Raw genomic sequence first — 21,910 nt, forward strand, 5'->3', positions numbered from 1 at the left:
CGACCCAGGACCCCGACCATGACCCGCTGGAAACGAACGGGCATGGCCCGGGCCTTGTTCGCTGCCGCCGCCTGCGGGGCGCTGGTGGGCGGAGACACGCTGGGGGCGGCCGTCTCGCTGGCGCTGCCGGGTGGCGGACGGCTCGAGATCGGCCGGGTCGGGATCGCCGGCGGGAGCGCGCCCTGGAGCCTCGTCGGCGCGGCCCTGGCGCAGGACGCCACGGTCGTCCTCGACGACGTGTCGCTGAAGTTCGGCACCACCCTCGTCAAGGCGCCGCGGATCGAGGTCGGCGGCACCCGCCTGTCGCGCGCCGACCTGCAGGCCCTGCTCGACCCGGCCGGGAGCGAGCCCTGGGCGGCCCGCCTCGCGCGCCTCTCGGCCGCGACCCTCGCCGCGCCCCTCCTGCGCGTCGAGCAGGCCGTGGGCGACCAGGTGCAGGTCACGGTCTACCGCGACGTCCTCGCCCGCGACCTCGTGGCGGGCCGGGCGCGCAGCCTCGACGCGGCGGGCGCGGTGCTCACCATCGAGGGCGCCAAGCCCGAGGCGGGACCGGGCTCGGGGGCCTACGGCCGGATCGCGGTCGCCGATCTCGACCTCGTGGGTCTCGCCCGGCTCCTCACCGAGCGCGGCGGACCGGACGCCCCGGCGATCCGGGTCTACGGCACCGTCGCGGTGGAGGACGTCGCCCTCTCCGGCCCGAAGGGCGCGACGCTGCGCATCGGCCGCATCGACGGGCGCGACTTCGGCGGACGCCCGACCGCGACCCCCTGGGCCGAGGCGCTCGGCCTCCTCACGGCGGGCGATCCCGAGACGGCGCCGCCGCCCGAGCGGGTGCGCAACGCGGGGCTGGCCGCCGACCTCCTCGACGCGGTGGCGGTCGGCACGATCGAGCTGCGCGACATCGCCGTCACCGATCCGGGGGACGGCGCGCCGACCCGGTTCGGCCTCTCGCGCGTGACCTACGCGAGCGAGGGCGGCACCGCGACCCTGCGCTCCGAGGCGATGAGCCTCGACGGGCCCGCCGGGCGCTTCGGGCTCAAGGGCCTGACGCTGTCGGGCCTCTCGCTGAAGCCCGCCCTCGAAGGGCTGCGCCGCCACGCCGCGGGAGGCCTCGACCCGGCCGAGATGCGCCGTTACGTGCCGCTCGTCGGCCGCGCGACCGTCGAATCGCTCGACCTTGACATTCCCGCCGGTCCCGGCGGCGATCCGGCCGCCGCGCCCCCGCTGCATCTGGGCCTGCGCGGGGCGGCCCTCGACCTGAGCGCGCTGCGCGACGGCATCCCCACCGCCACGCGGCTCGCCCTCGACGGCCTGACCTTCGCGGTGCCGCCCGCGCCCGGCAACGCGGCGCTGGCGAACCTCGCCTCCCTCGGCTACCGCGCCGTCGATCTCTCGGGCGTGCTCGATTCGAGCTGGAACGAGGAGGCGCGCGAGGTGTCGGTGCGCGAATTCTCGGTCACCGGCAAGGAGATGGGCACGGCCCGGCTCACCGCGACCTTCGGGGGCATCGGCCGCGAGGTGTTCAACCCGGACACGGCGGTCTCGTCCCTGGCGCTGCTCGGCGCGAGCGCCAAGGCGCTGGCGCTGACGATCGAGAACAACGGCCTGTTCGAGCGCTTCCTCGGCGAGCAGGCCAAGGCCGCGAGCCTCAAGGCCGCGGAACTGCAGCGCGAGTACAGCACGGCCGCGACGCTCGGCATCCCGGCGGTGCTCGGCAATTCGCCGAGCGCCAAGGCGCTCGGGGCCGCGGTGGCCCGGTTCGTGACCAAGCCCGGCCGCCTCACCATCACGGCCGCCGCCAAGGACCCGGCGGGCCTCGGCTTCCTCGAAGCCAGCACCGTGGGCAGCCCCGGCAAGGTGTTCGATCGTCTGAATGTGACCGCGACGGCGGAGTGAGCGGCGCGCCGCGCCGGAACCGTGACGCAGGGCGGACGGTTCGGTCCGATGATCCGATCGAACCGGGAGGCTCACATGAGCACCATGGCCCGCCGCGCCGCTCTCGCCGGCGCCCTCGTCCTCGTGGTTGCCGGCCCTGCGCTCGCCCAGCGCGGCGGGGGCGGCGATGCGGGCAGCGGCCTGTCGCCCTACGCGGCGCTCAGCGGCAACGACCGCTCGGCCGGCGTCAACAACGGCAATTACCGCAACCCGCGCCTCGACCCCTACGTGCAGGCCTATCCCCGCTACGGACGGCCGGTCGGCGAGCGCTACCGCCCGGTGCCGCGCCCGTACTACGGCTATCCGTACTGACCCGGACCGGACCGCCCGCGCCCCCGGAGCCGCGTCGTCGCGCAAAGGCCAAGCTTCATGGCCAAGCTTCATGGCCAAGCTTCATGGCCAAGCTTCGCGGCCGGCATCCGCTGATCAGGACTTGCGGATGCTTCACAATCTAGCCCGGGCGCGCCGGCTCGATTATGGTGCGTGAGTCGTTCGCGATGAGCGCGCCGCCGCTCGACTTGCGCCGCACAGGAGACTGACGATGAGCTTGGTGTTCTTTCTCGTCTTCGTTGGCCCGTGGATCGCCGTGGCGGCGATGGACTTGATGGCCCTGCGCAAGGAGGGGACGGGCGCGCGCCTCCACGCGCCGACGAGCTGACGGCCGTCCCACGGCGGAGCGCTCAGGCATCCCGTCTGGCCTGGGCGTTCTTCACGGATTGCGACACGCGGCCGACCTCGCCCGGCTCGATCACGGCGCTGCGGCGCTCGCTGTCGGCCGGGCGCATGCCGTGCCGGGCCGTCCGCCCCGATACGGGATGATGGCGGCGGTCCCCGCTCCTGCGCTCTAGGGCGCCGAGGAGGTTGGCACGCACCGCCTCGCGGCGCTTGGCGATCCGGAACCGGTCGAGCCGTGCGTTCAAGCGCTTGAGCGCGCGGGCGAAGACCTGCTTCTTGGCCGCCAAGCCCCGCTCGCTCGCCTGGGCCGCATCGACTCCGTGCGTCGCCGCCTTGCCGCGCCGCGCCCGTCGGCGTGCCGCGATGATGTCGCGGATGCGGTCCCGCTGAGCCCGCAGCCATCGGGCCAGGGCGAGCGTGCTCTCCGCATCGAGGGCGTCCAGAGCGGGATAGTGGCTGCGCGCGACCTGACGAAGCTCGTCCTCCGACAGCAGGCGGCGCTCGGACGCGATCTCGACACTCACGATCCCTACTCCCCGGCAACCCCGCATCGGCGATCGGCGCGGCCCTGCCCCGCGTGGCTTCTCTCTGCCCGACCGTCCCGCCCGACGTCGCGCCGGGACCGGCCGGTGCGGGATCCTCCCGACGCACGGGAGCCCGCCGACATCGATCCGCGATCGGACGTACCCGGCTGACTGTACGACATCGTACCGATATCCACGGGGCCGGTCAGTGATGGCGGCGCCGCTATACCTCCAAGGATAGCTTCTGTCGAGTTAAATCCAGTGTTACATCGCTTCCCGAAGCCCGCTCTGCCGGCTTAAACGGGAGGAATACTGAATGGCGACGATCACGCTGTTCGACCTCGACGGCACGACCGCGGGTCTCGATTCGACCCGGGCCTACCAGGCGAGTTTCGGGGAGGTCCTGCTGATCCCGAACGCCACCCTGACGGCCACGGGCGACTTCGCCGGGCAGACCTTGTCCGTGTCCGGCTTCCGGCCCGAGGTTCAGATCAGCTTCGCCGGCGGCGTCGACGACACCGCGGACCAAATCAGCGTGGACGGCCTCGTCATCGCCACGTGGTCGGGCGGCAGCAACGGGACGCCGCTCGTCTTCTCCTTCACCAGCAACGCCACGGCCGCGCGCGTGCAGACGCTGCTGCGGAATCTCACCTACGATTGGAACGAGGGCGCCGCTCCGGTCGCGTCGCAGAGCCTCTCGCTCACCCTCGCGGGCGTCGCGCGCAATGCGGCCATGACGGCGGCCACCCCGAATGCCGCCCCGAACCTCGATCTCAACGGAAGCGCGAGCGGCACCGGCGTGACGGCAAGCGCCGTCGAGCAGACGCCGCGGGCCATCGCCCCGGCCGCCACCCTGACGGATGCCGATTCCACGCAGCTGACGTCGGTCACCGCCACGCTCCTGTCCCGGCCGGACGGCAACGCCGCCGAGTCGCTTGCCTTGAGCGCCAGCGCGGCGGCGGCCGCGAGCGCGGCCGGCCTCACGGTCGGCTACGATGCGGCGAGCGGTGCGCTGACCATCACCGGCCGGGCCGCCACGGCCGTCTACCAGGATCTGGTGCGGGGGATCACCTACACCAACGCCAGCAACCAGCCGACTGCGGCCGCCAGGACCGTCCGCTTCGTCGCCAGCGATGGCGCCGCCGCGAGCACGGCGCGCGACGCGACGGTCACGGTGACGCCGGTCAACGACGCGCCGGTGGTCGATCTCAACGGGGCGGCCGCCGGGACCGGCGTCACCCTGCCGTACGGCGCCACCGGCTCCGTGGCCCTGATCGCGCCGGGCGGAACCCTCGCGGACGTCGATTCGCCGAACCTGAGCGGCGGGTCGCTGCGCGTGGCCTTCACGGCGAACGCCGCCGCGGGCGACCAGCTGCGCCTCGTGGCCGGCAACGGCATCACCCTCTCGGGCAGCACGGTCAGCGTGAACGGCGTCGCGGTCGGCAGCGTCACGGGCGGCAGCAACGGCGCGGACCTCGTCGTCTCCTTCACCAGCGCCAACGCGACCCTGGCGCGGGCGCAGACGCTCCTGCGCCAGATCGGCTACACGACCAATGCGGCCGCGCCGTCGCGGCTGACGCGGCAGCTCGCCGTGACATTGAACGACGGCGACGGCACCGCCAATGGCGGGCAGCCGGTGGGGACGGCCGCCGCGTCGATCACCTTTAGTGCGGCGGCGAACGTGGCCCCGGTCCTGACCGGCGACCTGCAGGCCGCGATCACCACCGGCGCGACCTACACGCTCACCACCGCGGACCTGTTCTACACCGACCCGGACGACACCGCCTCCGGCGTGACCTTCACCACGAGCAGCCCGGTCAACGGCAGCATCCTGGTCAACGGCGCCATTGCGGCGGCCTTCACCGGCCAGCAGCTCGCCGCCGGTCAGGTCGCCTTCCGGCACAACGGCGCGCAAGGGTCCTCCGCGTCGTTCTCGGTCAGCGTCGAGGACGGCAACGAGGACGGGTCGGTGCCGGCGGCGCGCAGCTTCCTCATATCCGTCACGCCGCCGCAGCCCGGGTCGAGCCTGAGCTTCGCCTCCGCCACCCGGGGCGTCTCGGCCAGTCTCGGCGCCGGCGCGTGGTCCTCGGCCCAGACCCTCATGCCGCTCGGCGATTCGATCACCTACGGCATCGCCCCTCCGGGCGTGGATGAGCACGGCTACCGCGGCTATTTCTGGTCCGATATGGCGGCGGCCGGCAAGCTGTTCGACATGGTGGGGCCGAAGACCAACGGCGCCATCCCGGATCCCAACAATGCCGGCTACCCGGGCGCCTGGGCGGACGACCTCGCGGAGATGCTGCCGGACCTGCTGACGGCCTACCGCCCCGAGACCATCCTGCTGATGGCCGGCGCCAACAACGTGCTGCAGGAGACCACCCCGCAGAACACGGTGCGGACCGCCCTGGCGACGATGCTCGACCAAGTGACGGCCTTCAACCCGGCCACGCGCGTCTACGTCGCCACCGTCCTGCCGCTCTCGGACGACGAGACGGGCGAGGTGGACGCCGTCAACACCGTGATCCGGGCCGAGGTCGCCAGCGCCATCCTCAGCGGGCAGAACGTCTCGCTCGTCGAGATGGCCGGCTTCACGACGAACGATCTGTTCGACGGCATCCATCCGACCGAGGCGGCCTATCAGCGGATCGCCGCCCACTGGTCGTCCGCGGTGCTCGCCGCTCCGCCGAACCCGCCCGCGACGACCGGGATCGACGCGGCCGTCACCGATCTGACCGGCTCCGCCTTCAACGATCTTCTGACGGGCGACGACCGGGCGAACCGTCTCGCCGGCGGGACCGGCTTCGACCGGCTCGGCGGCGGCCTCGGCGACGATCTGCTCGACGGCGGCGCCCAGGACGACACGCTCGTGGGCGGGGCCGGCAACGATACCCTGATCACCGGGACGGGCAGCGACCGGATCGAGTTCCGCGAGGCCGACAGCGGCCGCGACCTGGTGCAGGATTTCACCGACAACACCGACAAGCTGGTCTTCGATCGTCAGGCGACGGGGGTCGATTCGGTCTCCGACCTTGTGGTCAGCCTGCAGGGCGGCCGGGTGAACGTGGCCTGGAGCCCGTCGGTCGGCAGCGGCGTGACCGGCCGGGGCGACGTGACGCTGCAGAGCCTCACCGATCCGGCCCTGATCACGGCGTCCGATATCCTGTTCATCAACTGACCGGGTGCCGGACGGGGACGAGGAGGCCCCGCGCTCAGGTGCCGGGATTCACGAACAGGCTGTCGAACTGCTCGGGCGCATAGTCGCGGCCGGTGATGTCGGTGATCACCACGTGCTCGTGGCCGTCCGCCACCAATTCGTGAGCCTTGCGCAGGGCCGCCTCCGGCGAGGTGCGCTGGTGGGATTGCGGGCCTTCGGGCGTGTGGGCGGTCACGACGAGTTGCATCGATGCTCCTTCTCTGCGGCGGCCGGTCTACCAGACCTTCGCCGGCCTCGCGACCGCGTGAGCGCGGGCCGCGACCGCTAAGCTGCCGTCAGCGCGAGGAAATCCGGCGCAAGATGCCGCCCGGTGCAGACGCGATCGAACCCCGGACCTTCGGCAGGTCATCGGAATCATCGCCCGGCTTCGTCGTGACGAGAGGCAGTCTCGCCGCCCCGCGGACGAGGGGTGCTCGGAACGATGGTCTGAACTGCTCTTTGTCAGAGAGCCGTATCACACTCTATGCAAGGCTCCGTGCGTTCCGCGCGTCCCGTTAGCCCAGCGCGGGACAGCGGGCCGGGTGGTGGATCTTGCAGCGGTCGCATGCCCGGCCCGCACGGTGCGGACGTCCTCGCCGTCGGGTTCGGATCACCGGCGGGCCCATGACGAGCCGGGGCGCCGCCGGCCGGTTCGGAGCGAGGCCATGATCACGCTGTACTCCTATCCCGCCCTCTTCGGCGTGGCCGACAACAACGGCTACGGCCTGAAGGTCTTCGCCTTCCTTCGGCTCGCCGGGGTGCCGTTCGTCCATCGACACGTATTCGACGCCGCGGGCGCGCCGCGCGGGCAGTTGCCCTACATCGTCGATGAGGGCGAGACGGTCGGTGACAGCGACACGATCCTGGCGCATCTCGCGCGCCGCCGGGGCGTGGCCCTCGATGCCGCGCTCACGGCGCAGCAGTGCATCACCGCCCTCCTGATCTCGCGCCTGCTCGACGATCTCTACTGGGTGATGTCCTATTCGCGCTGGAAGGACGAGCGGTTCTGGCCGGCCTTTCGCGACGCGCTGCTGCGCGAGCATCCGAGCCTGACGCCGGCGCAGCTGCAGGCGGCCCGGGAGTTCAACGCCCAACGCTACCATTTCCAGGGCATCGGCCGCTACGAGCCGGAGGCGGCCTACGCGCGCGGCCTTGCCGACCTGCAGGCGCTGGCGGGCCTCGTCCCGGAGGCCGGCTACCTGTACGGCCCGCGGCCGGCGAGCAGCGACGCGGCCCTCTACGGCTTTCTCGCCAACATCCTGTTCTCCCCGATCGACACGCCGCTCCGGGGCTTCGTCGCGGCGCAGCCCAACCTCGTCCGGCACTGCACGGCGATCCACGCGGCCGTCGCCTGATCCGCGCGATGCGCAGAGCCGGCCCTGGTTATCGATCCAATTCCCGCATCGATCGATGCCGACAAAGAGTTGGCCACGGGAGAACGGCGGTCCTATGCAGGGGGCAGAATAAAGGGCGCGCCTGCGAGACGGAGCCCGCCCGCGCAGACCATCCGGGCCGCCGCCGTCGCGGGATCCGGATCCGTCTCGCCCCGCCAGGGAGGATCCGGTGCCGGCCGCATCACACGTCCAGAGGACAGGCGACGAGCCCCGGATCATCCGGCTCAGCGAGACGGACAATGTCGCGATCGTGGTCAACGCCTTCGGGCTGCCGCCCGGGACGGTGTTTCCGGACGGGCTGACGCTGCGCGAGTTCGTGCCCGAGGGCCACAAGGTGGCGCTCGCCGACATTCCCGAGGGCGGGGCCGTGCGCCGCTACGGCGAGGTGATCGGCATCGCGCTGCAGGAGATCCCGCGCGGGGGCTGGGTCGAGGAATCGCGCCTGCGCACGCCGCCGGCCCCGCCCCTCGACGCGCTGCCGCTCGCCACCCGCGTGCCCGCCCCGCTGCCGCCCCTCGACGGCTACACGTTCGAGGGCTACCGCAACCCGGACGGCTCGGTCGGCACCCGCAACATCCTGGCGATCTCGACCAGCGTGCAATGCGTCGCCGGCACCCTCGACGTCGCCCTCCGGCGCATCCGCGAGGAGCTGCTGCCGCGCTATCCCAACGTCGACGGCGTGGTCGGGCTCACGCATGCCTATGGCTGCGGCGTCGCCATCAACGCCCCCGAGGCGGTGATCCCGATCCGCACGCTCCAGAGCCTCGCCCGGAACCCGAATTTCGGCGGCGAGGTGATGGTGGTGGGCCTCGGCTGCGAGAAACTGGTCTCCGAGCGGCTGCTGCCGGACGGGCAGAGCGACGGGGTGGTGCGCCTGCAGGACGAGCGCCACCACGGCTTCGGGGCGATGCTCCAGAGCATCATGGCGATGGCCGAGGCGCGGCTGGAGGTGCTGAACCGCCGCCGCCGCGAGACCTGCCCGGCCGCCGACCTCGTGGTCGGGCTGCAATGCGGCGGCAGCGATGCCTTCTCGGGCGTCACCGCCAACCCGGCCCTGGGCTACGCCGCCGACCTCCTGGTGCGGGCGGGCGCCACCGTGCTGTTCTCCGAGGTGACCGAGGTGCGCGACGCCATCCACCTCCTCACGCCGCGGGCGGAGACCGAGGAGGTGGCGCGCGCGTTGATCCGCGAGATGGCGTGGTACGACGCCTATCTCGCGCGCGGCGAGGCCGACCGCAGCGCCAATCCCTCGCCCGGCAACAAGACGGGCGGGCTCAACACCATCGTCGAGAAGGCGCTGGGCTCGGTGGCGAAGTCCGGCACCAGCGCGATCCGGGGCGTGCTCGCGCCCGGCGAGCGGGTGCGCCAGAAGGGGCTGATCTTCGCCGCGACGCCGGCGAGCGACTTCGTCTGCGGCACGCTGCAGCTCGCCTCCGGCATCACCCTCCAGGTCTTCTCCACCGGCCGCGGCACGCCCTACGGCCTCGCCCAGGCGCCGGTGATCAAGGTCGCGACCCGCACCGAACTGAGCCGGCGCTGGTCGGACCTGATCGACCTCGATGCCGGCCGCATCGCCACGGGCGAATCGACCATCGAGGAGATGGGCTGGGAGCTCTTCCGGCTGATCCTCGACGTGGCGAGCGGGCGGCGCGAGCCCTGGTCGGACCATTGGGGCCTCTACAACGACCTGACGCTGTTCAACCCCGCGCCGGTGACCTGAGCCGGGCCGGCCCCCGGGCCTGATCCGCCGCAGCGGCGAGCGCTTCGGCGAAGACCATCACAAGAAGACTGCCTGAGCCGCCTTGTCGCTAAGGAGGAGACGATGGAACACGCCCCCAGCGAACTCGAATCACGCACGATCCGCAAGGTCGCATGGCGGCTCTTGCCGCTCATCGTGGTGATCTACCTCGTCGCCTACATCGACCGCACCAACGTCAGCTTCGCGGCGACGGGCGGCATGTCGCAGGCGCTCGGCCTCACCGCGAAGGATTTCGGCTTCGGGGCCGGCATCTTCTTCCTCGGCTACTTCCTGTTCGAGGTGCCGAGCAACCTCTTCCTCGAGAGGACCGGCGCGCGGCGCTGGATCGCCCGCATCATGATCTCCTGGGGGCTGGTCGCGGGTGCGATGGCCTTCGTCGGCGGGCCGACGAGCTTCGTCGTCATGCGCTTCCTGCTCGGGGTCGCCGAGGCCGGCTTCTTTCCCGGCGTGATCCTGTACTTCACCTACTGGTTCCCGAAATCCTACCGCAGCCGGGTGCTGGCCTCGCTCTACGTCGCGGTGCCGGTGTCGAACGCCGTGACGGCGGCCCTCTCGGGGCTGCTGCTCGGGCTCGACGGCTGGCTCGGGCTGGCCGGCTGGCAGTGGCTGTTCCTGATCGAGGCGGCGCCCGCAATCCTGCTCGCCTTCGTGGTGCTGCGCTACCTCACCGACACGCCCGCCGCCGCGGACTGGCTCGCCCCGGACGAGAAGGCGTGGCTCTGCGCCGCCATCGAGCGGGAGCGCCAGGACCTGCTGCGCCGGGAGCAGGGCCACATGACCCTGCGGCGCGCCTTCACGGACCTGCGCGTCCTGTCGCTGGCGCTGATGTACTTCACCATCGTGACGGCGACCTACGGCATCACCTTCTTCCTGCCCCAGATCGTGAAGGGCCTCGGCGGCTCCCACCTCCAGGTCGGGCTGATCAGCGCCGCGCCCTACATCGTCGGCACGGTCGGGCTGCTCGTCTGGAGCTGGTCGTCCGACCGCATGCGGGAGCGCAAGTGGCACTACATCGTGGCCTGCCTGCTCGGCGCGGCCGGCCTCGCGGCCGCGGGGCTCTACGGCAGCACCCTGATGGCGGTGGCGGCCATCGCGGTCGCGACCATCGGGCTCTACGGCTGCAAGCCGGCCTTCTGGACCATGCCGAGCGAGTTCCTCACCGGCACGGCGGCCGCGGGCGGCATCGCGATGATCAACTCGATCGGCAATCTCGGCGGCTTCGTCGGGCCGGTCGCGGTCGGCTGGATCAAGGATGCCACGGGCGGGTTCGGGGCCGCGCTCGGCTTCCTCACGGCCTGCGCGGTGGTCTCGGCGCTGATCGCCTTCCTGATGGCGCCCGCCCGCTCCCGCCCGGCCCGGGCGCCGGCGGCCCTGCCGACGACCTGAAGCCGCCCCCGCGCCCGCCCCGCGACGGGGCGGACTCCCGTCTCCTCCCGCCGGAGCGTGAACCATGCCGGAATCCCGCGAGACCGTGAGCTGGATCGGGCTGCACGCGGTCACCCTGACGCTCAGGACACTCATCAGCGACGCCAAGGTACTCACCGGCCGCACTTCTGGTGGCTCGAACCGCTGTTCAACGAGCGCCTGGAGGTGCGGGACGGCCGCATGATCGTGCCGACGCGCCCCGGGCTCGGCCTCAGCCCGAGCGGACAGGCCGCCGCCTGGAGCCGGGAGGCGGCGGAGATCGGCCGCCGGGTGCAGGCTCAGCCTCACCTTCGGCGGGCCGAAGAACAACCGCCTCTACAGGGCGAGTTCGCACTCGCTCCACGCGCTCACCGTCGAGGCGCATGGCAGCGGCGGGTGAGGATCAGGCGGGGTCCGCGTCGCGCCCCTCCGTCGCCCGCGCCAGCGCGTCGACCACCGCGGCGACCGCCTCCTCCTCCGAGCCGCCCCCGCGCGTCGCCGCCTCGTAGGCCGCGAGCTGCAGGTCGGCGCTCGCACCCTCGGCCAGGATGCGCCGGGTGCCGGCGAGCGCCTCGGCGCAGCCGAGCGCCGCGGCGTCCTCCGTCACGAGGGCGAGCACGCCCTCCAGGATCTCGGGCAGCGGCACCGCCCGCTCCTGCGCCTGGTCGATCAGCGCGGCGCGCACGCCGTCGCGCTGCGCCCGCCACAGGTTCTCGCGCAGGATCGCCCGGGCCACGCCGTCGAGCCCGGCATGGAGGTCGGGCCGGCGCTCGGCCGCGCGCACGAGGCAGCGGTAGAGCGCCGCCAGCGCCAGCGCGTCGTCGAGCCGGGTGCAGCTGTCGGCGATGCGCAGTTCCAGCGTCGGGAAGCGCACGGAGGGGCGCAGGTGCCACCACAGGAAGCTCGCATCCTCGATCGCGCCCGCCCGCGTCATCACCCGCACGTAGCGCTCGTAGGCGCCGGCATCCGCGAACAGGTCCGGCAGGCCGGTGCGGGGCATCTCGCCGAAGGCGCTGAGGCGGTAGCCGGCGAGCCCCGTCCGGCGCCCCTGCCAGAACGGCGAGGAGACCGAGAGCGCGAGCAGCAGGGGCAGGAACGGCAGCAGCCGGGTCATCAGGTCGATGCGGGCCTCCGGCCGGGCCACCTCGACGTGGACGTGCATCCCGCTCACCACGCTGCGGCGCCCGACCATCTGCACCGCGTCGAGGATGCCGTGGTAGCGCGCGCCGTCGGTGGCGCGCTGCTCGTCCCAGGCGGCGGTCGGATGGGTTCCGGCGGCGAAGACCAGGAGCCCGTGCGCCCGGCCGATCTCGGCGAGCCCCCGGCGCAGGCCCCCGAGCGCCGCGCGGGCGTCGGCGACATCCGACAGCGGCGGTGTCGCGATCTCGATCTGGCTCTGGAGCAGCTCCCGCTCGGCGGCCGGCAGCAGCGCCCGGGCGGCGGCGTGGAAGCCCCTGACCCCGGCCCGCGGCGTGCCGCGGGTCTCGGCATCGGCCAGGAAGAACTCCTCCTCGATGCCGAAGCGGTAGGCCGGGTGCGTCATGGGAGCGGGATCCTTGGCGTAAAGGGGTCGGGGCGGATCCTCGGCATCGCTCGCCGGAGGGGCCGCCGGTTCGGCGGATGATGCAGGATCAGGGGCCGGCGCGCAGGAGGAGAACGGCCGCGAGCATCAGAACCGCGGCCGCGACGACCGCCAGCACCACCGCCCGGTGCACCCCGCGGCCGGTCGGCGCCGCGGCCTCGGCGGCGCGGGGCGCCGCACGCGGCACCGCCGCCGTCTCGAGCGGCACGGATGGGGGCGGCGCCTCGGCCTCGCGCCGTCCGGCGTCCGGGAGGGCGGGGCCGGTCGGCCGGGAGCGCGCCGGCCCCTCGGCCAGCAGGCCCTCGTCGAGGTCGACCGGCACCCCGGCCTCCTCGATCTCGATCACCACCAGGGCGATGTCGTCGGGGCTCATGGCGGCTATCGGCAGCGCGCCGCGCAGATCCCCGGTGGTCAGATGGCCCTGCGCCCGGCCCCTGGCGATCAGGCGGTCGAGGGTCGGCCGGTCGAGGGCAGGCGGCATCGCGAGGGTCCTTCGGGATCGTTCTGGAGCGACCGTCCGGCGGTAGTCCCGGTCAACGCGGCAGAGCCTGGGGCGTTTCGCGCCGGACGGCCACGCCGGCGCCCAGATGCGCAGCGAAGCTCGCGGCATCCCTCCGCCCGACGGGCGGCAGCACTCCGCCCGATGGCGGCGAGGACCCCATGACCGCGCATCCGACGCCCCCCCGCGACCTGCCGCCCGCGGCCCGCATCGATCCCCCGGCGGCGCCCCTGCCGCCGCTGCGCTTCATCCGCACCGTGGTGCGCAACCCGGTCGAGACCTGGCCGCAGGCGGTCTACCGCGAGCCGGCCTACCGCTCGTCCTTCCTCGGCCATCCCACCCTGTTCGTGATGGATCCGGCCCTGATCCGCGAGGTGATGGTCGATCAGGCGGACGCGTTCGAGAAGTCGGAGGTGCTGCGCCGCTCGCTCTCGCCCGCGCTGGGCGACGCGATCCTGACCGCGGACGGGGCGCGCTGGCGCTGGCAGCGCCGCGCCGCCGCGCCGATCTTCCGCAACGAGCGCATCGTCAGCTTCCTGCCCGCCATGATCGGGGCGGCGGAGCGCACGCGCGACGCGCTCGCCGCCCTGCCGGCCGGCAGCGAGGTCGACCTCGCCCGCACGATGATGCGCACCACCTTCGACATCATCGTCGAGACGATGCTGTCGGGCCCCGGCGCCATCGACGCCGCGCGGGTCGAGCGCGGCATCACCGACTACCTCGAATCGACGAGCTGGATCTTCGCCCTGACGCTGATGCGCCTGCCGTCCTGGACGCCGTTCCCGGGCCGCCGGCGCGCCGAGCGGGCGCGCAGCTATCTCCGGGACGAGTTGCTGCGGCTGGTGGCGGAGGGGCGGCGCACCGGCACGGAGGGGCGCAACGACCTGCTCAGCCTGCTGCTCGCCGCCCGCGACGCCGAGACCGGGCAGGCGATGACCGACCGCGACGTCGCCGACAACCTCCTGACCTTCGTGACCGCCGGGCACGAGACCACGGCGCTCGCCCTCACCTGGACCCTCTACCTGCTCGCCCGACACCCCGAGATCGAGGCGCGGGTGGTGGCCGAGATCGCGGCCGTGACGGACGGCGGTCCCCTGCTGCCCGGTCACGTCGAGGCCCTGGCCTATACCCGCCAGACCATCCAGGAGGCGATGCGGCTCTATCCCCCCGCCCCCGTGGTGGTGCGGGCCGCGCTGCAGCCGGTCGAGATCGGCGGCGAGCGCATCGACGCCGGCACTCCTGTGACGGTGCCGATCTACGCCATCCATCGCCACGCGCGGCTCTGGGACGATCCCGACCGCTTCGACCCCGACCGCTTCGCGCCGGAGGCCGTGCGCGCCCGCGACCGCTACGCCTACCTGCCCTTCGGCGCCGGGCCGCGCATCTGCATCGGCATGAGCTTCGCGCTGATGGAGGCGGTGGCGATCCTGGCGGTGCTGGTGCGCGCCCTCGCCTTCCGCCTGCGCCCGGGCTTCGTGCCGACGCTCAAGCAGCGCATCACCCTGCGGCCCGCCGAGGGGATGCCGCTGCGGGTCGGCCCGCGCTGATACAAAAGGTCGTTTTCAACGACCGTTGGTATCCATGGCCCGATGCGTCAGCATCCTGGGCCGTTGGTGCGAGTCATGCGCCCGTCACGGGATCCGCCGAAGGAGGAGCCCGGATGGGGCCGGACCGGCCGGCGCGCCGTCCCGGAGGATGGCCCGCCATGCTGATCGCCCAGATCACGGACCTGCACGTGCGCCCCCGCGGGCGCCCGGCCTACCGCGTCGCCGAGACCACCATGCTGACGGCGCGCGCGCTCGATGCGCTCGCGGCGCTGCACCCCCGCCCGGACGTGGTGCTGGTCACCGGCGACCTCGTCGACCGCGGCCTGCCCGAGGAATACGCGGTCCTGCGCTCCCTGCTCGGCCGCCTGCCGATCCCGGTCTTCGTCGTGCCGGGGAACCACGACCGGCGCGGCCCGCTGCGCGAGGGATTGCCGGCGGCGTGGCTGCCGGGGGCGGACGGGGAGTTCGTGCACTACGTCGTCGACGACTGGCCGGTGCGGCTGATCGGCCTCGACACGGTGGTGCCCGGCGCCGACCACGGCGGGCTCTGCGAGGCCCGCCTCGCCTTCCTGGAAGCGGCGCTCGCCGCCGGGCTGAGCCGCCCGACCGTGGTGTTCATGCACCATCCGCCCTTCGCCTGCGGCATGGCGGCGATGGACCGGATCCGCCTGTTCGACGGCGAGGCGCGGTTCCGGGCGCTGATCGAGGCCCACGGCACCGTCGAGCGGGTGCTGTGCGGCCACCATCACCGGCCGATCCAGACCCGCTATGCCGGCACGCTCGCCCTCGTGGCGCCGGGCGTGGCGCATCAGGTCGCCCTCGACCTCGCCTCCGAGCGCGAGGACCTGCTGGTGCTGGAGCCCCCCGCGTTCCAGCTCCACCGCTACGCGCCCGAGACCGGCCTCGTCACGCACATGGCCTACGTGGAGCGCTTCCCGGGTCCCTACCCGTTCGCAGCCGATCCCGCTTCGTCCTGACCGGACCCCGCCGCGCGGCGCTCGCGCGCCTCGCGCAGGCCGGTCGGCTTGAACACCCCGCTCGCGCTCGCCACGAGGGCATTCGTCTCGGCGCTGCGCACCTCCGCGTCGCAGAACAGGATCGACTGGCCGGCTCGCGCCACCCGCCCCTCGGCCAGGAGCACGCCGCGGCCCGGCGCCAGGAAGCGGGTCTGCATGTCGAGGGTCACCACCGGCCGCCCGGCGGTGAGCCGCGCCACGGTGCCCATCGCGATGTCGAGCAGGGTGCAGAGGATGCCCCCGTGCGCGATGCCGAGGTTGTTGGCGTGCTCCGGGCCGAGCGCGAGGCGAAGCCGCGTGCGCCCGTCCCGGAAGCCGAGCGCCTCGACCCCGCAATGGCGCGCGAACGGGATGTCCGCCCCGAAGATCATGCCGTCGTCGCCACCGTCCATCCGCCCCGAGCCCTCTCCCTGCGTTCGAAAGGACGGTATGGAGAGTTCGCCGTTCTGGCAATCCGATCGAGAGAGATGCCCGAGAGATGTCGATGACCAGCCCGCCCCCCCATGCCTTCGTGCGCACCCGCTGGTGGTGGGTGCGCCACGCCCCCGTGCGCGGCGATGGCGGGCGCATCTACGGCGGCTCGGACATCGCCTGCGATTGCGGCGATGCCCACGTCTTCGCGGGTCTCGCCCCGGTGCTGCCGCGGGGCGCCGTCTGGGTGTCGAGCCATCTCGGGCGCACCCGCCAGACCGCCGAGGCCCTCTGGCAGGCCGGCGACTTTTCCGAGGAGGGCGCGGTCCCGCCGCTCACCGCCCTGCCGGCGCTGGCCGAGCAGAATCTCGGCGACTGGCAGGGCCAGGACCGCGCCCGCTTCTTCGCCGAGCGCCAGCCGATGGCGGCGAGCTACTGGTTCGCGCCCGCCGACGAGCGCCCGCCGGGCGGCGAGAGCTTCGTGGAGATGTGCGGGCGCGTCCACGCGGCCATCGCGGCGGTCACGGCCGCGCATCGCGGGCGCGACATCGTGGCGGTGGCGCATGGCGGCACGATCCGCGCGGCGCTCGCCCTCGCCCTCGCGCTGCCGCCCCAGGGGGGCCTCGCCTTCGCGATCGAGAACTGCTCCCTCACCCGCCTCGACCATTACGATGGCCCGGACGGGACGGGCTGGCGCGTCGGCATGGTCAACGGCCAGCCCTGGCTCGGCGCCGGCCCGGAGGGCGGGCCGGCGGCCTGACGGCTACAGCTCGACGAAGGGCTGGAAGCCCCCGAAGATCATGCGCTTGCCGTCGAACGGCATCTCGGCCATGTCGGCCTGGAGGCGCGGATCGCTCATCACCTTGGCGTTGATCGCGTCGCGGTCGGCGCGCGAGGCGTAGACGATCCACGAGAAGGCCACGGTCTCGTCCTCGGTCGCCTGCACGGCGCGCGGAAAGGAGGTCCGCTCGCCGTAGGGCACGTCGTCGGCGAGGCATTCCACGAAGGCGAGTGCCCCGTGCTCCTTCCAGACCGCCCCGGCCCGGCGCGCCAGCGCCTTGTAGGCCTCGACCTTGTCCTTCGGCACCGCGACCACGAATCCGTCGACGTAGGTCATCCGCGTCTCCCCTGTCTGGGCTTGGTTGCCCGTCCGCAGGACGATCGGCCGGGACCCGATCCGACGCCGGGCCTGGAATTTTCTCGTCAGGCCGGCCCGACCGTCCACGCCGCCCGAGGTTCGGCGCGATCCGAGAGGTCGCGCGCCAAGCCCAGCAGAGCCGACGCCTTCGCGGCATCCGTGTCCGTCCTGAAGCCGTGCACGATCCGGTTCGTCAGGCCGCGCCAATCCGTCAGGTGGCGAAGCTCGCGGTCCGAGATCCTGTCCTCGTCGTAGGCCCGGCGCAGGAGCGTGCCGGGCGCGCTGTCGCGATCGTCCGCGAGCATGCGGCGCAGATTCGCCTCGACGGCGACCCAGGCGAGCAGGAGCGCGTCATCGCCATGTCCATCCGCGATGAGCCGGTCGGCCAAGTCGAGGCGGTCCCGGATCTCCTCGACGGCCACTCGGTCCGTCGCGGCGGGCGCGTCGCTCGGCACAAGCTTCACCTCGAACCGCCAGTCCGGGTGCTGCTCGACGGCTCGCCGCAGGGCGGAGACGGAGCGACGCGGGAGACCGCCGACCTGACCCACCTCGATGACGAGATGCCGGTCCCCCTTCCGCAGCACCACGTCCGGCAGGAAGCCCACGACGTCCTGTGCGGCCCGCGGGTCGCCGACCTGCCAGCCTTGATCGAGGTAATCCTCGATGACCTCTCGGACGGCGATCTGCTCCAGGCTCATGCCCGCTGCTCCTCGAATGCGGCGACGCTGACGACGATCACTTCGCCGAACCTCGTGAACCGCTCGTCATCTTGGATGTCGGCGAAGGCGACGTCGAGATCCGGGGTGGCGTTGACCGATCCCTTCTGCGCCAGGATCCGATGCACCTGCCGATCATCGCCGATGACGGTCCCGTTGAGCGCGTCGATGAGCGGCTTCAGCATGTTGTCGACGTCCGGCTGGGACGGGTCGAAGGGATCGAGGCTCAACCAGTCGATCCGTACCTGCACGGGGGCGGTGACGAGACGTAGGCCCCGCCCCTTCGTGGAGGCCTCGACCGCCTCGGTGAGAGCGGTCGTCACCGTCCCTCGCCACCGCGGCAGCGCCGCGGGCTTGCTGCCGTCGTCGTTGCGCGTCGACACGGGACGGCCGAAGACCCAGTAGGTGAACGGCAGGTCGTGGCCGACCGGCGGTCTGCGTCTGCCCAAGGCGCCCCCCACACCGCTCCGCCCCGGCAGCGTCATCTCGCGATGAAGGACGCGCCGCATGGACGTTCAGCACGACCCTACCGCATCACCTGCCCCTGCGTAAGCAGGAGCGCATGGGCATCGTGCCCGCGCGATCCTCTCATCGAATTCGCGAAACGCCGTTCCGCACCGGTTGACAAGCCGCCGCCGGCCCCCGAACCATGGCGCCAGGGCCCGACGAGAGGCCCGCGCACAAGGATGAACGGGGTGAGGACAACGCTCTTGACCGTGCTGTCGGCCGCAGCACTCGCCGCCGCGTGGCACGGCCCGGCCTCCGCCCAGCAGGCTGCGGCACCGACGCGCTCCGATCAGGCGATCTCCGACAGGGTGGTGAAAATCGGCTTCATCCTCGACATGTCGGGGATCTACGCCGACGTCACCGGGCCGGGCAGCGCCGCTGCGGCGCGCATGGCGGTGGAGGATTTCGGCGGCAGCGTGCTCGGCGCGCCGATCGAGGTGCTGGTGGCCGACCACCAGAACAAGGCCGACGTCGCGGCCGCCACCGCGCGGGCGTGGTTCGACACCGAGAAGGTGGACGCGATCCTCGACGTCGCGGCCTCCGCCACCGCACTCGCCGCCGCCGACATCGCCCGGGCCAAGAACCGGATCATCGCCTTCAGCGGCCCCGGCGCGGTGCGGCTGACCAACGAGGCCTGCTCGCCGGTCTCGATCCACTGGGCCTACGACACCTACGCGCTCTCCAACGTCACCGCCCAGGCCACCGTGAAGGCGGGCGGGGATTCGTGGTTCTTCATCACCGCCGACTACGCCTTCGGCCACGAGCTGGAGCGCGATGCCACCGCCGTGGTGAAGGCGAGCGGCGGCAGCCTGAAGGGCAGCGTGCGCGCGCCCATCAACACCCCGGACTTCTCCTCCTTCCTGCTCCAGGCGCAGGGGTCGGGGGCGAAGATCGTCGGACTGGCGAATGCGGGCCGCGATACCACCAACGCCATCAAGCAGGCGGCGGAGTTCGGCCTGACCCAGAGCGGCCAGAAGCTCGCCGGGCTCCTCGTCTACATCAACGACGTCCACAGCCTCGGGCTCGGCCCGACGCAGGGCATGCTGCTCACGGAAGGCTTCTACTGGGACCTCGACGAGGGCACCCGCGCGTGGTCGAAGCGCTTCTTCGAGCGCACCGGGCGCATGCCGAACATGTCCCAGGCGGGCGTCTATTCCACCGTCACGCACTACCTCAAGGCCGTCCGGCAGGCCGGCACCGACGAGACGCAGGCCGTGATGAAGGTCATGCGGGAGACGCCGGTGAACGATTTCTACGCAAGGGGCGGGCGCATCCGGGAGGACGGGCGCATGGTCCACGACATGTACCTGTTCGAGGTCAAGACGCCCGCGGAATCCACCGGGCCGTGGGACCTCTACAAGCGCGTGGCCACCATTCCGGGCGACCAGGCGTTCCAGCCGCTCTCGGCCTCCCGCTGCCCGCTGGTGAAGAAGTGAGCCTGCGCTGGCGCCGCCGCCCGGAGGGCTCGACCTGGGGCGACTGGGGTCCCGACGACGAGATCGGGCGGCTCAACCTGCTCACCCCCGAGAAGGTGCGCCAGGGCGTCGCCGAGGTGTGCGAGGGCCTGACCTTCTGCCTCAGCCTGCCGCTCGACTATCCGGGCGGCAACGTGCTGAACCCGCGCCGCCACCCGCCGCGCCTCACCCCGACCGTGCGGGCGAACGGGCGCCCGAACATGAACTTCCCGGTCTGCGAGGAGGTGCCCGAGGCCACCGACGTGATCAGCGACGACGTCGCGGTGCTGCACCTGCAGTATTCGACGCAGTGGGACGGCCTCTGCCACGTCGGCTCGCTGTTCGACGCGGACGGGGACGGCGCGGCCGAGCCCGTCTACTACAACGGCTTCCGGGCGGGTGCGGACATCACCGGCCCGTCGGCGCCGGGGGATGCGGCCGCGCCCTCGCGCGCCAAGGCGCTCGGCATCGAGCGGCTGGCGGAGCGCGGCATGCAGGGCCGGGGCGTGATGATCGACCTGCGCGCGCATCTGGGCGATGCGCGCCGGGCGGTCGGCTACGACACGCTGCAAGAAATCATCGACGCGGACGGGGTGGTGGTCGAGCCCGGCGACATGGTCTGCCTGCACACGGGCTTCGCCGAGCGGCTGCTCGGCATGGACCGCGCGCCCGATCCGGCCACGGTCCACGCGCTCGGCGCCGGTCTCGACGGACGCGACGCCCGGCTCCTCGACTGGATCACCGATTCGGGGCTCTGCGCGCTCATCGCCGACAACTACGCGGTCGAGGCCTACCCGGCCGGGCCGATGCGGGGCTGCTGCGCCACGCTGCCGCTGCACGAGCACTGCCTGTTCAAGCTCGGGGTCAATCTCGGGGAATTGTGGCACCTCACGCCGCTCGCGACGTGGCTGCGCGCCAACGGCCGCTCCCGCTTCCTCCTCACCGCCCCGCCGCTGCGGCTGCCCGGCGCCGTCGGCTCGCCGACGACGCCGATCGCGACGGTGTAGGATCCCGCATGACCGCCCATCTCCTCTCCCCCGCGCGCCTGCGCGGCGTCACCCTGCGCAACCGCATCGTCGTCCCGCCCATGTGCCAGTACTCGGCCGAGGACGGGCTGGCGGGCGACTACCACCTCGTCCATTACGGGCGCTTCGCGCTCGGCGGCGCCGGGCTGGTGATCCTGGAGGCCACCGCGGTGGTGCCGGAGGGCCGCATCACCCACGGCGATCTCGGCCTGTGGTCGGACGCGCACGGGGAGGCGCTCGCCCGCACCGCCCGCTTCCTCAAGGGCCAGGGCGCGGCGGCGGGCCTGCAGCTCGCCCATGCCGGGCGCAAGGCCAGCATGCAGCGGCCCTGGTTCGGCAACGGCCCGCTCGGCCCCGACGACCTCGCCCGCGGCGACGCTCCCTGGCCCGTCGTCGCCCCGAGCGCCGTGCCGGTGGACGAGGGCTGGCTGGTGCCGGGCGAACTCGACGCCGCCGCGATGGCGGCCCTGGTGCGGGCGTTCGAGGCCGCGGCAACGCGCGCCGACCGCGCCGGTTTCGACGTGATCGAGCTGCACTGCGCCCACGGCTACCTGCTGCACAGCTTCCTCTCGCCGCTCTCCAACTGGCGCAGCGACGCCTACGGGGGCGACCGCGCCGGGCGGATGCGGTTTCCCCTGGAGGTCGCCCGGGCCCTGCGGGCGGCGTGGCCGGAGGACAAGCCCCTGTTCGTGCGGGTCTCGGCGGTGGACGGGATCGAGGGCGGGCTCACCCTCGACGACACGCTGGCCTTCGCGGGCGAACTGAGGCGCGCCGGCATCGACCTGATCGACTGCTCCTCGGGCGGCATCAGCGGCTCGGCCACCGCCGCGCGGGTGCAGCGGGATTACGGCTATCAGGTCGATTTCGCCGCCCGGATCCGCCGCGAGGCGGAGATTCCCACGATGGCGGTCGGCCTGATCGTCGATCCGCGCCAAGCCGAGGCGGTGCTCGCCGAGGGCCGCGCCGACCTCGTCGCGGTCGGGCGCGAGGCGCTGGCCGATCCGAACTGGGCCTTGCGGGCGCGGCAGGGCTTCGAGGGCTGGCCGGCGCAGGCGGGCTGGTGGCTGGAGCGGCGCGCCCGCGACATCGACCGGCTCGGGCCCTGGGCGCCGTGAGGCGGGGCACCGCCCC

The 21,910-nt window shown here is 72.8% G+C and carries 20 protein-coding genes and 2 pseudogenes; 14 read left to right on the forward strand and 8 right to left on the reverse strand.

The genetic code is table 11. The annotated features are described in order from the left end of the window. The first annotated feature begins 42 nt into the window (after positions 1 to 42). Both MFF61_RS02835 and MFF61_RS02840 read left to right on the forward strand, forming a co-directional pair. Complete coding sequence (locus MFF61_RS02835) at positions 43 to 1,896, forward strand: aq_1923 C-terminal domain (RefSeq protein ID WP_238233605.1); 1,854 nt, start codon at positions 43 to 45, stop codon at positions 1,894 to 1,896. Between the two features lie 75 nt (positions 1,897 to 1,971). Further along, complete coding sequence (locus MFF61_RS02840) at positions 1,972 to 2,247, forward strand: hypothetical protein (RefSeq protein WP_373324555.1); 276 nt, start codon at positions 1,972 to 1,974, stop codon at positions 2,245 to 2,247. Between the two features lie 368 nt (positions 2,248 to 2,615). Here MFF61_RS02840 and MFF61_RS02845 read toward each other — a convergent pair whose 3' ends face one another. Beyond that, positions 2,616 to 3,134 carry a hypothetical protein gene (locus tag MFF61_RS02845; RefSeq protein WP_238233606.1) on the reverse strand — a complete coding sequence of 173 codons (519 nt, stop codon included), beginning with the start codon at positions 3,132 to 3,134 and terminating at the stop codon, positions 2,616 to 2,618. A gap of 316 nt (positions 3,135 to 3,450) precedes the next feature. Here MFF61_RS02845 and MFF61_RS02850 point away from each other — a divergent pair, with 316 nt between their 5' ends. Continuing rightward, on the forward strand, positions 3,451 to 6,309 hold the full coding sequence (locus MFF61_RS02850; RefSeq protein WP_238233607.1) for a GDSL-type esterase/lipase family protein: 2,859 nt from the start codon (positions 3,451 to 3,453) through the stop codon (positions 6,307 to 6,309). A 34-nt stretch (positions 6,310 to 6,343) separates the two neighbouring features. Here the strand turns inward: MFF61_RS02850 and MFF61_RS02855 are convergent, their stop codons facing one another. Next, positions 6,344 to 6,535 (reverse strand): hypothetical protein, encoded by a 192-nt coding sequence (locus MFF61_RS02855; RefSeq protein ID WP_238233608.1) that lies wholly within the window; start codon positions 6,533 to 6,535, stop codon positions 6,344 to 6,346. Positions 6,536 to 6,992: 457 nt separating this feature from the next. On the opposite strand from MFF61_RS02855, the gene MFF61_RS02860 reads away from it, so the two are divergent. The 5 genes and pseudogenes from MFF61_RS02860 to MFF61_RS02880 form a co-directional block, all read left to right on the forward strand. Continuing rightward, positions 6,993 to 7,682, forward strand: coding sequence for a glutathione S-transferase family protein (locus MFF61_RS02860; RefSeq protein ID WP_238233609.1), 690 nt, complete (start codon positions 6,993 to 6,995; stop codon positions 7,680 to 7,682). A 208-nt stretch (positions 7,683 to 7,890) separates the two neighbouring features. Beyond that, a complete protein-coding gene (garD, locus tag MFF61_RS02865) occupies positions 7,891 to 9,441 on the forward strand; it encodes a galactarate dehydratase (RefSeq protein ID WP_238233610.1) in 1,551 nt (516 codons plus the stop codon). 102 nt (positions 9,442 to 9,543) lie between these two features. Further along, positions 9,544 to 10,866, forward strand: a complete 1,323-nt coding sequence (locus tag MFF61_RS02870; protein WP_238233611.1) for an MFS transporter — start codon at positions 9,544 to 9,546, stop codon at positions 10,864 to 10,866. Positions 10,867 to 11,028: 162 nt separating this feature from the next. Beyond that, positions 11,029 to 11,169 (forward strand): annotated as a pseudogene (locus MFF61_RS02875) (L-talarate/galactarate dehydratase); the annotation flags it as partial. Positions 11,170 to 11,185: 16 nt separating this feature from the next. Beyond that, positions 11,186 to 11,284, forward strand: a pseudogene (locus MFF61_RS02880) (SMP-30/gluconolactonase/LRE family protein); the annotation flags it as partial. Positions 11,285 to 11,287: 3 nt separating this feature from the next. Here the strand turns inward: MFF61_RS02880 and MFF61_RS02885 are convergent. After that, positions 11,288 to 12,427, reverse strand: coding sequence for a carboxylate-amine ligase (locus MFF61_RS02885; RefSeq protein WP_238233612.1), 1,140 nt, complete (start codon positions 12,425 to 12,427; stop codon positions 11,288 to 11,290). An 88-nt stretch (positions 12,428 to 12,515) separates the two neighbouring features. Continuing rightward, the gene (locus tag MFF61_RS02890; protein WP_238233613.1) at positions 12,516 to 12,947 is read right to left on the reverse strand and encodes an RNA polymerase sigma factor region1.1 domain-containing protein; all 432 of its coding nucleotides are present in this window, start codon (positions 12,945 to 12,947) and stop codon (positions 12,516 to 12,518) included. A 179-nt stretch (positions 12,948 to 13,126) separates the two neighbouring features. Between MFF61_RS02890 and MFF61_RS02895 the strand changes: the two genes are divergently transcribed. Next, positions 13,127 to 14,512 (forward strand): cytochrome P450, encoded by a 1,386-nt coding sequence (locus MFF61_RS02895; protein ID WP_238233614.1) that lies wholly within the window; start codon positions 13,127 to 13,129, stop codon positions 14,510 to 14,512. Between the two features lie 158 nt (positions 14,513 to 14,670). Further along, complete coding sequence (locus MFF61_RS02900) at positions 14,671 to 15,489, forward strand: phosphodiesterase (RefSeq protein WP_238233615.1); 819 nt, start codon at positions 14,671 to 14,673, stop codon at positions 15,487 to 15,489. Here MFF61_RS02900 and MFF61_RS02905 read toward each other — a convergent pair. After that, entirely contained in the window at positions 15,456 to 15,920 is a 465-nt protein-coding gene (locus tag MFF61_RS02905) for a PaaI family thioesterase (protein WP_238233616.1), read from the reverse strand. The genes MFF61_RS02900 and MFF61_RS02905 overlap by 34 nt on opposite strands. A gap of 92 nt (positions 15,921 to 16,012) precedes the next feature. Between MFF61_RS02905 and MFF61_RS02910 the strand changes: the two genes are divergently transcribed. Beyond that, positions 16,013 to 16,699: a histidine phosphatase family protein gene (locus MFF61_RS02910; protein WP_238233617.1), complete on the forward strand. Its 687-nt coding sequence runs from the start codon at positions 16,013 to 16,015 to the stop codon at positions 16,697 to 16,699. Positions 16,700 to 16,702: 3 nt separating this feature from the next. Here MFF61_RS02910 and MFF61_RS02915 read toward each other — a convergent pair whose 3' ends face one another. The 3 genes from MFF61_RS02915 to MFF61_RS02925 all read right to left on the reverse strand — a co-directional run bounded on the left by MFF61_RS02915 (position 16,703) and on the right by MFF61_RS02925 (position 18,302). Beyond that, positions 16,703 to 17,056 carry a DUF1428 domain-containing protein gene (locus MFF61_RS02915; RefSeq protein ID WP_238233618.1) on the reverse strand — a complete coding sequence of 118 codons (354 nt, stop codon included), beginning with the start codon at positions 17,054 to 17,056 and terminating at the stop codon, positions 16,703 to 16,705. An 86-nt stretch (positions 17,057 to 17,142) separates the two neighbouring features. Further along, entirely contained in the window at positions 17,143 to 17,775 is a 633-nt protein-coding gene (locus MFF61_RS02920; RefSeq protein ID WP_238233619.1) for a hypothetical protein, read from the reverse strand. Continuing rightward, positions 17,772 to 18,302, reverse strand: coding sequence for a RusA family crossover junction endodeoxyribonuclease (locus MFF61_RS02925; RefSeq protein ID WP_238233620.1), 531 nt, complete (start codon positions 18,300 to 18,302; stop codon positions 17,772 to 17,774). Before MFF61_RS02925 ends, MFF61_RS02920 begins: the two co-directional genes overlap by 4 nt. A gap of 177 nt (positions 18,303 to 18,479) precedes the next feature. On the opposite strand from MFF61_RS02925, the gene MFF61_RS02930 reads away from it, so the two are divergent. The 3 genes from MFF61_RS02930 to MFF61_RS02940 are packed head-to-tail and all read left to right on the forward strand — an operon-like array spanning position 18,480 to position 21,894. Next, positions 18,480 to 19,736, forward strand: a complete 1,257-nt coding sequence (locus MFF61_RS02930; protein ID WP_238233621.1) for an ABC transporter substrate-binding protein — start codon at positions 18,480 to 18,482, stop codon at positions 19,734 to 19,736. Next, positions 19,733 to 20,761: a cyclase family protein gene (locus tag MFF61_RS02935; protein ID WP_238233622.1), complete on the forward strand. Its 1,029-nt coding sequence runs from the start codon at positions 19,733 to 19,735 to the stop codon at positions 20,759 to 20,761. The genes MFF61_RS02930 and MFF61_RS02935 overlap by 4 nt, the downstream gene beginning before the upstream one ends. An 8-nt stretch (positions 20,762 to 20,769) precedes the next feature. Next, positions 20,770 to 21,894, forward strand: a complete 1,125-nt coding sequence (locus MFF61_RS02940; RefSeq protein WP_238233623.1) for an NADH:flavin oxidoreductase/NADH oxidase — start codon at positions 20,770 to 20,772, stop codon at positions 21,892 to 21,894. Positions 21,895 to 21,910: the final 16 nt, after the last annotated feature.

It is taken from the genome of Methylobacterium isbiliense, from assembly GCF_022179325.1.
GTDB classification, from domain to species: Bacteria; Pseudomonadota; Alphaproteobacteria; order Rhizobiales; family Beijerinckiaceae; genus Methylobacterium; species Methylobacterium isbiliense.

Bases quoted from the DNA above. Each gene is read 5' to 3' on its own strand.
- MFF61_RS02915 (WP_238233618.1), bottom strand. From the start codon at position 17,056: ATGACCTACGTCGACGGATTCGTGGTCGCGGTGCCGAAGGACAAGGTC.
- MFF61_RS02925 (WP_238233620.1), bottom strand. From the start codon at position 18,302: ATGCGGCGCGTCCTTCATCGCGAGATGACGCTGCCGGGGCGGAGCGGT.
- MFF61_RS02885 (WP_238233612.1), bottom strand. From the start codon at position 12,427: ATGACGCACCCGGCCTACCGCTTCGGCATCGAGGAGGAGTTCTTCCTG.
- MFF61_RS02895 (WP_238233614.1), top strand. From the start codon at position 13,127: ATGACCGCGCATCCGACGCCCCCCCGCGACCTGCCGCCCGCGGCCCGC.
- MFF61_RS02910 (WP_238233617.1), top strand. From the start codon at position 16,013: ATGACCAGCCCGCCCCCCCATGCCTTCGTGCGCACCCGCTGGTGGTGG.
- MFF61_RS02890 (WP_238233613.1), bottom strand. From the start codon at position 12,947: ATGCCGCCTGCCCTCGACCGGCCGACCCTCGACCGCCTGATCGCCAGG.
- MFF61_RS02855 (WP_238233608.1), bottom strand. From the start codon at position 6,535: ATGCAACTCGTCGTGACCGCCCACACGCCCGAAGGCCCGCAATCCCAC.
- MFF61_RS02930 (WP_238233621.1), top strand. From the start codon at position 18,480: ATGAACGGGGTGAGGACAACGCTCTTGACCGTGCTGTCGGCCGCAGCA.
- MFF61_RS02840 (WP_373324555.1), top strand. From the start codon at position 1,972: ATGAGCACCATGGCCCGCCGCGCCGCTCTCGCCGGCGCCCTCGTCCTC.
- MFF61_RS02940 (WP_238233623.1), top strand. From the start codon at position 20,770: ATGACCGCCCATCTCCTCTCCCCCGCGCGCCTGCGCGGCGTCACCCTG.
- MFF61_RS02870 (WP_238233611.1), top strand. From the start codon at position 9,544: ATGGAACACGCCCCCAGCGAACTCGAATCACGCACGATCCGCAAGGTC.
- MFF61_RS02850 (WP_238233607.1), top strand. From the start codon at position 3,451: ATGGCGACGATCACGCTGTTCGACCTCGACGGCACGACCGCGGGTCTC.
- MFF61_RS02920 (WP_238233619.1), bottom strand. From the start codon at position 17,775: ATGAGCCTGGAGCAGATCGCCGTCCGAGAGGTCATCGAGGATTACCTC.
- MFF61_RS02900 (WP_238233615.1), top strand. From the start codon at position 14,671: ATGCTGATCGCCCAGATCACGGACCTGCACGTGCGCCCCCGCGGGCGC.
- MFF61_RS02860 (WP_238233609.1), top strand. From the start codon at position 6,993: ATGATCACGCTGTACTCCTATCCCGCCCTCTTCGGCGTGGCCGACAAC.
- MFF61_RS02905 (WP_238233616.1), bottom strand. From the start codon at position 15,920: ATGGACGGTGGCGACGACGGCATGATCTTCGGGGCGGACATCCCGTTC.
- MFF61_RS02835 (WP_238233605.1), top strand. From the start codon at position 43: ATGGCCCGGGCCTTGTTCGCTGCCGCCGCCTGCGGGGCGCTGGTGGGC.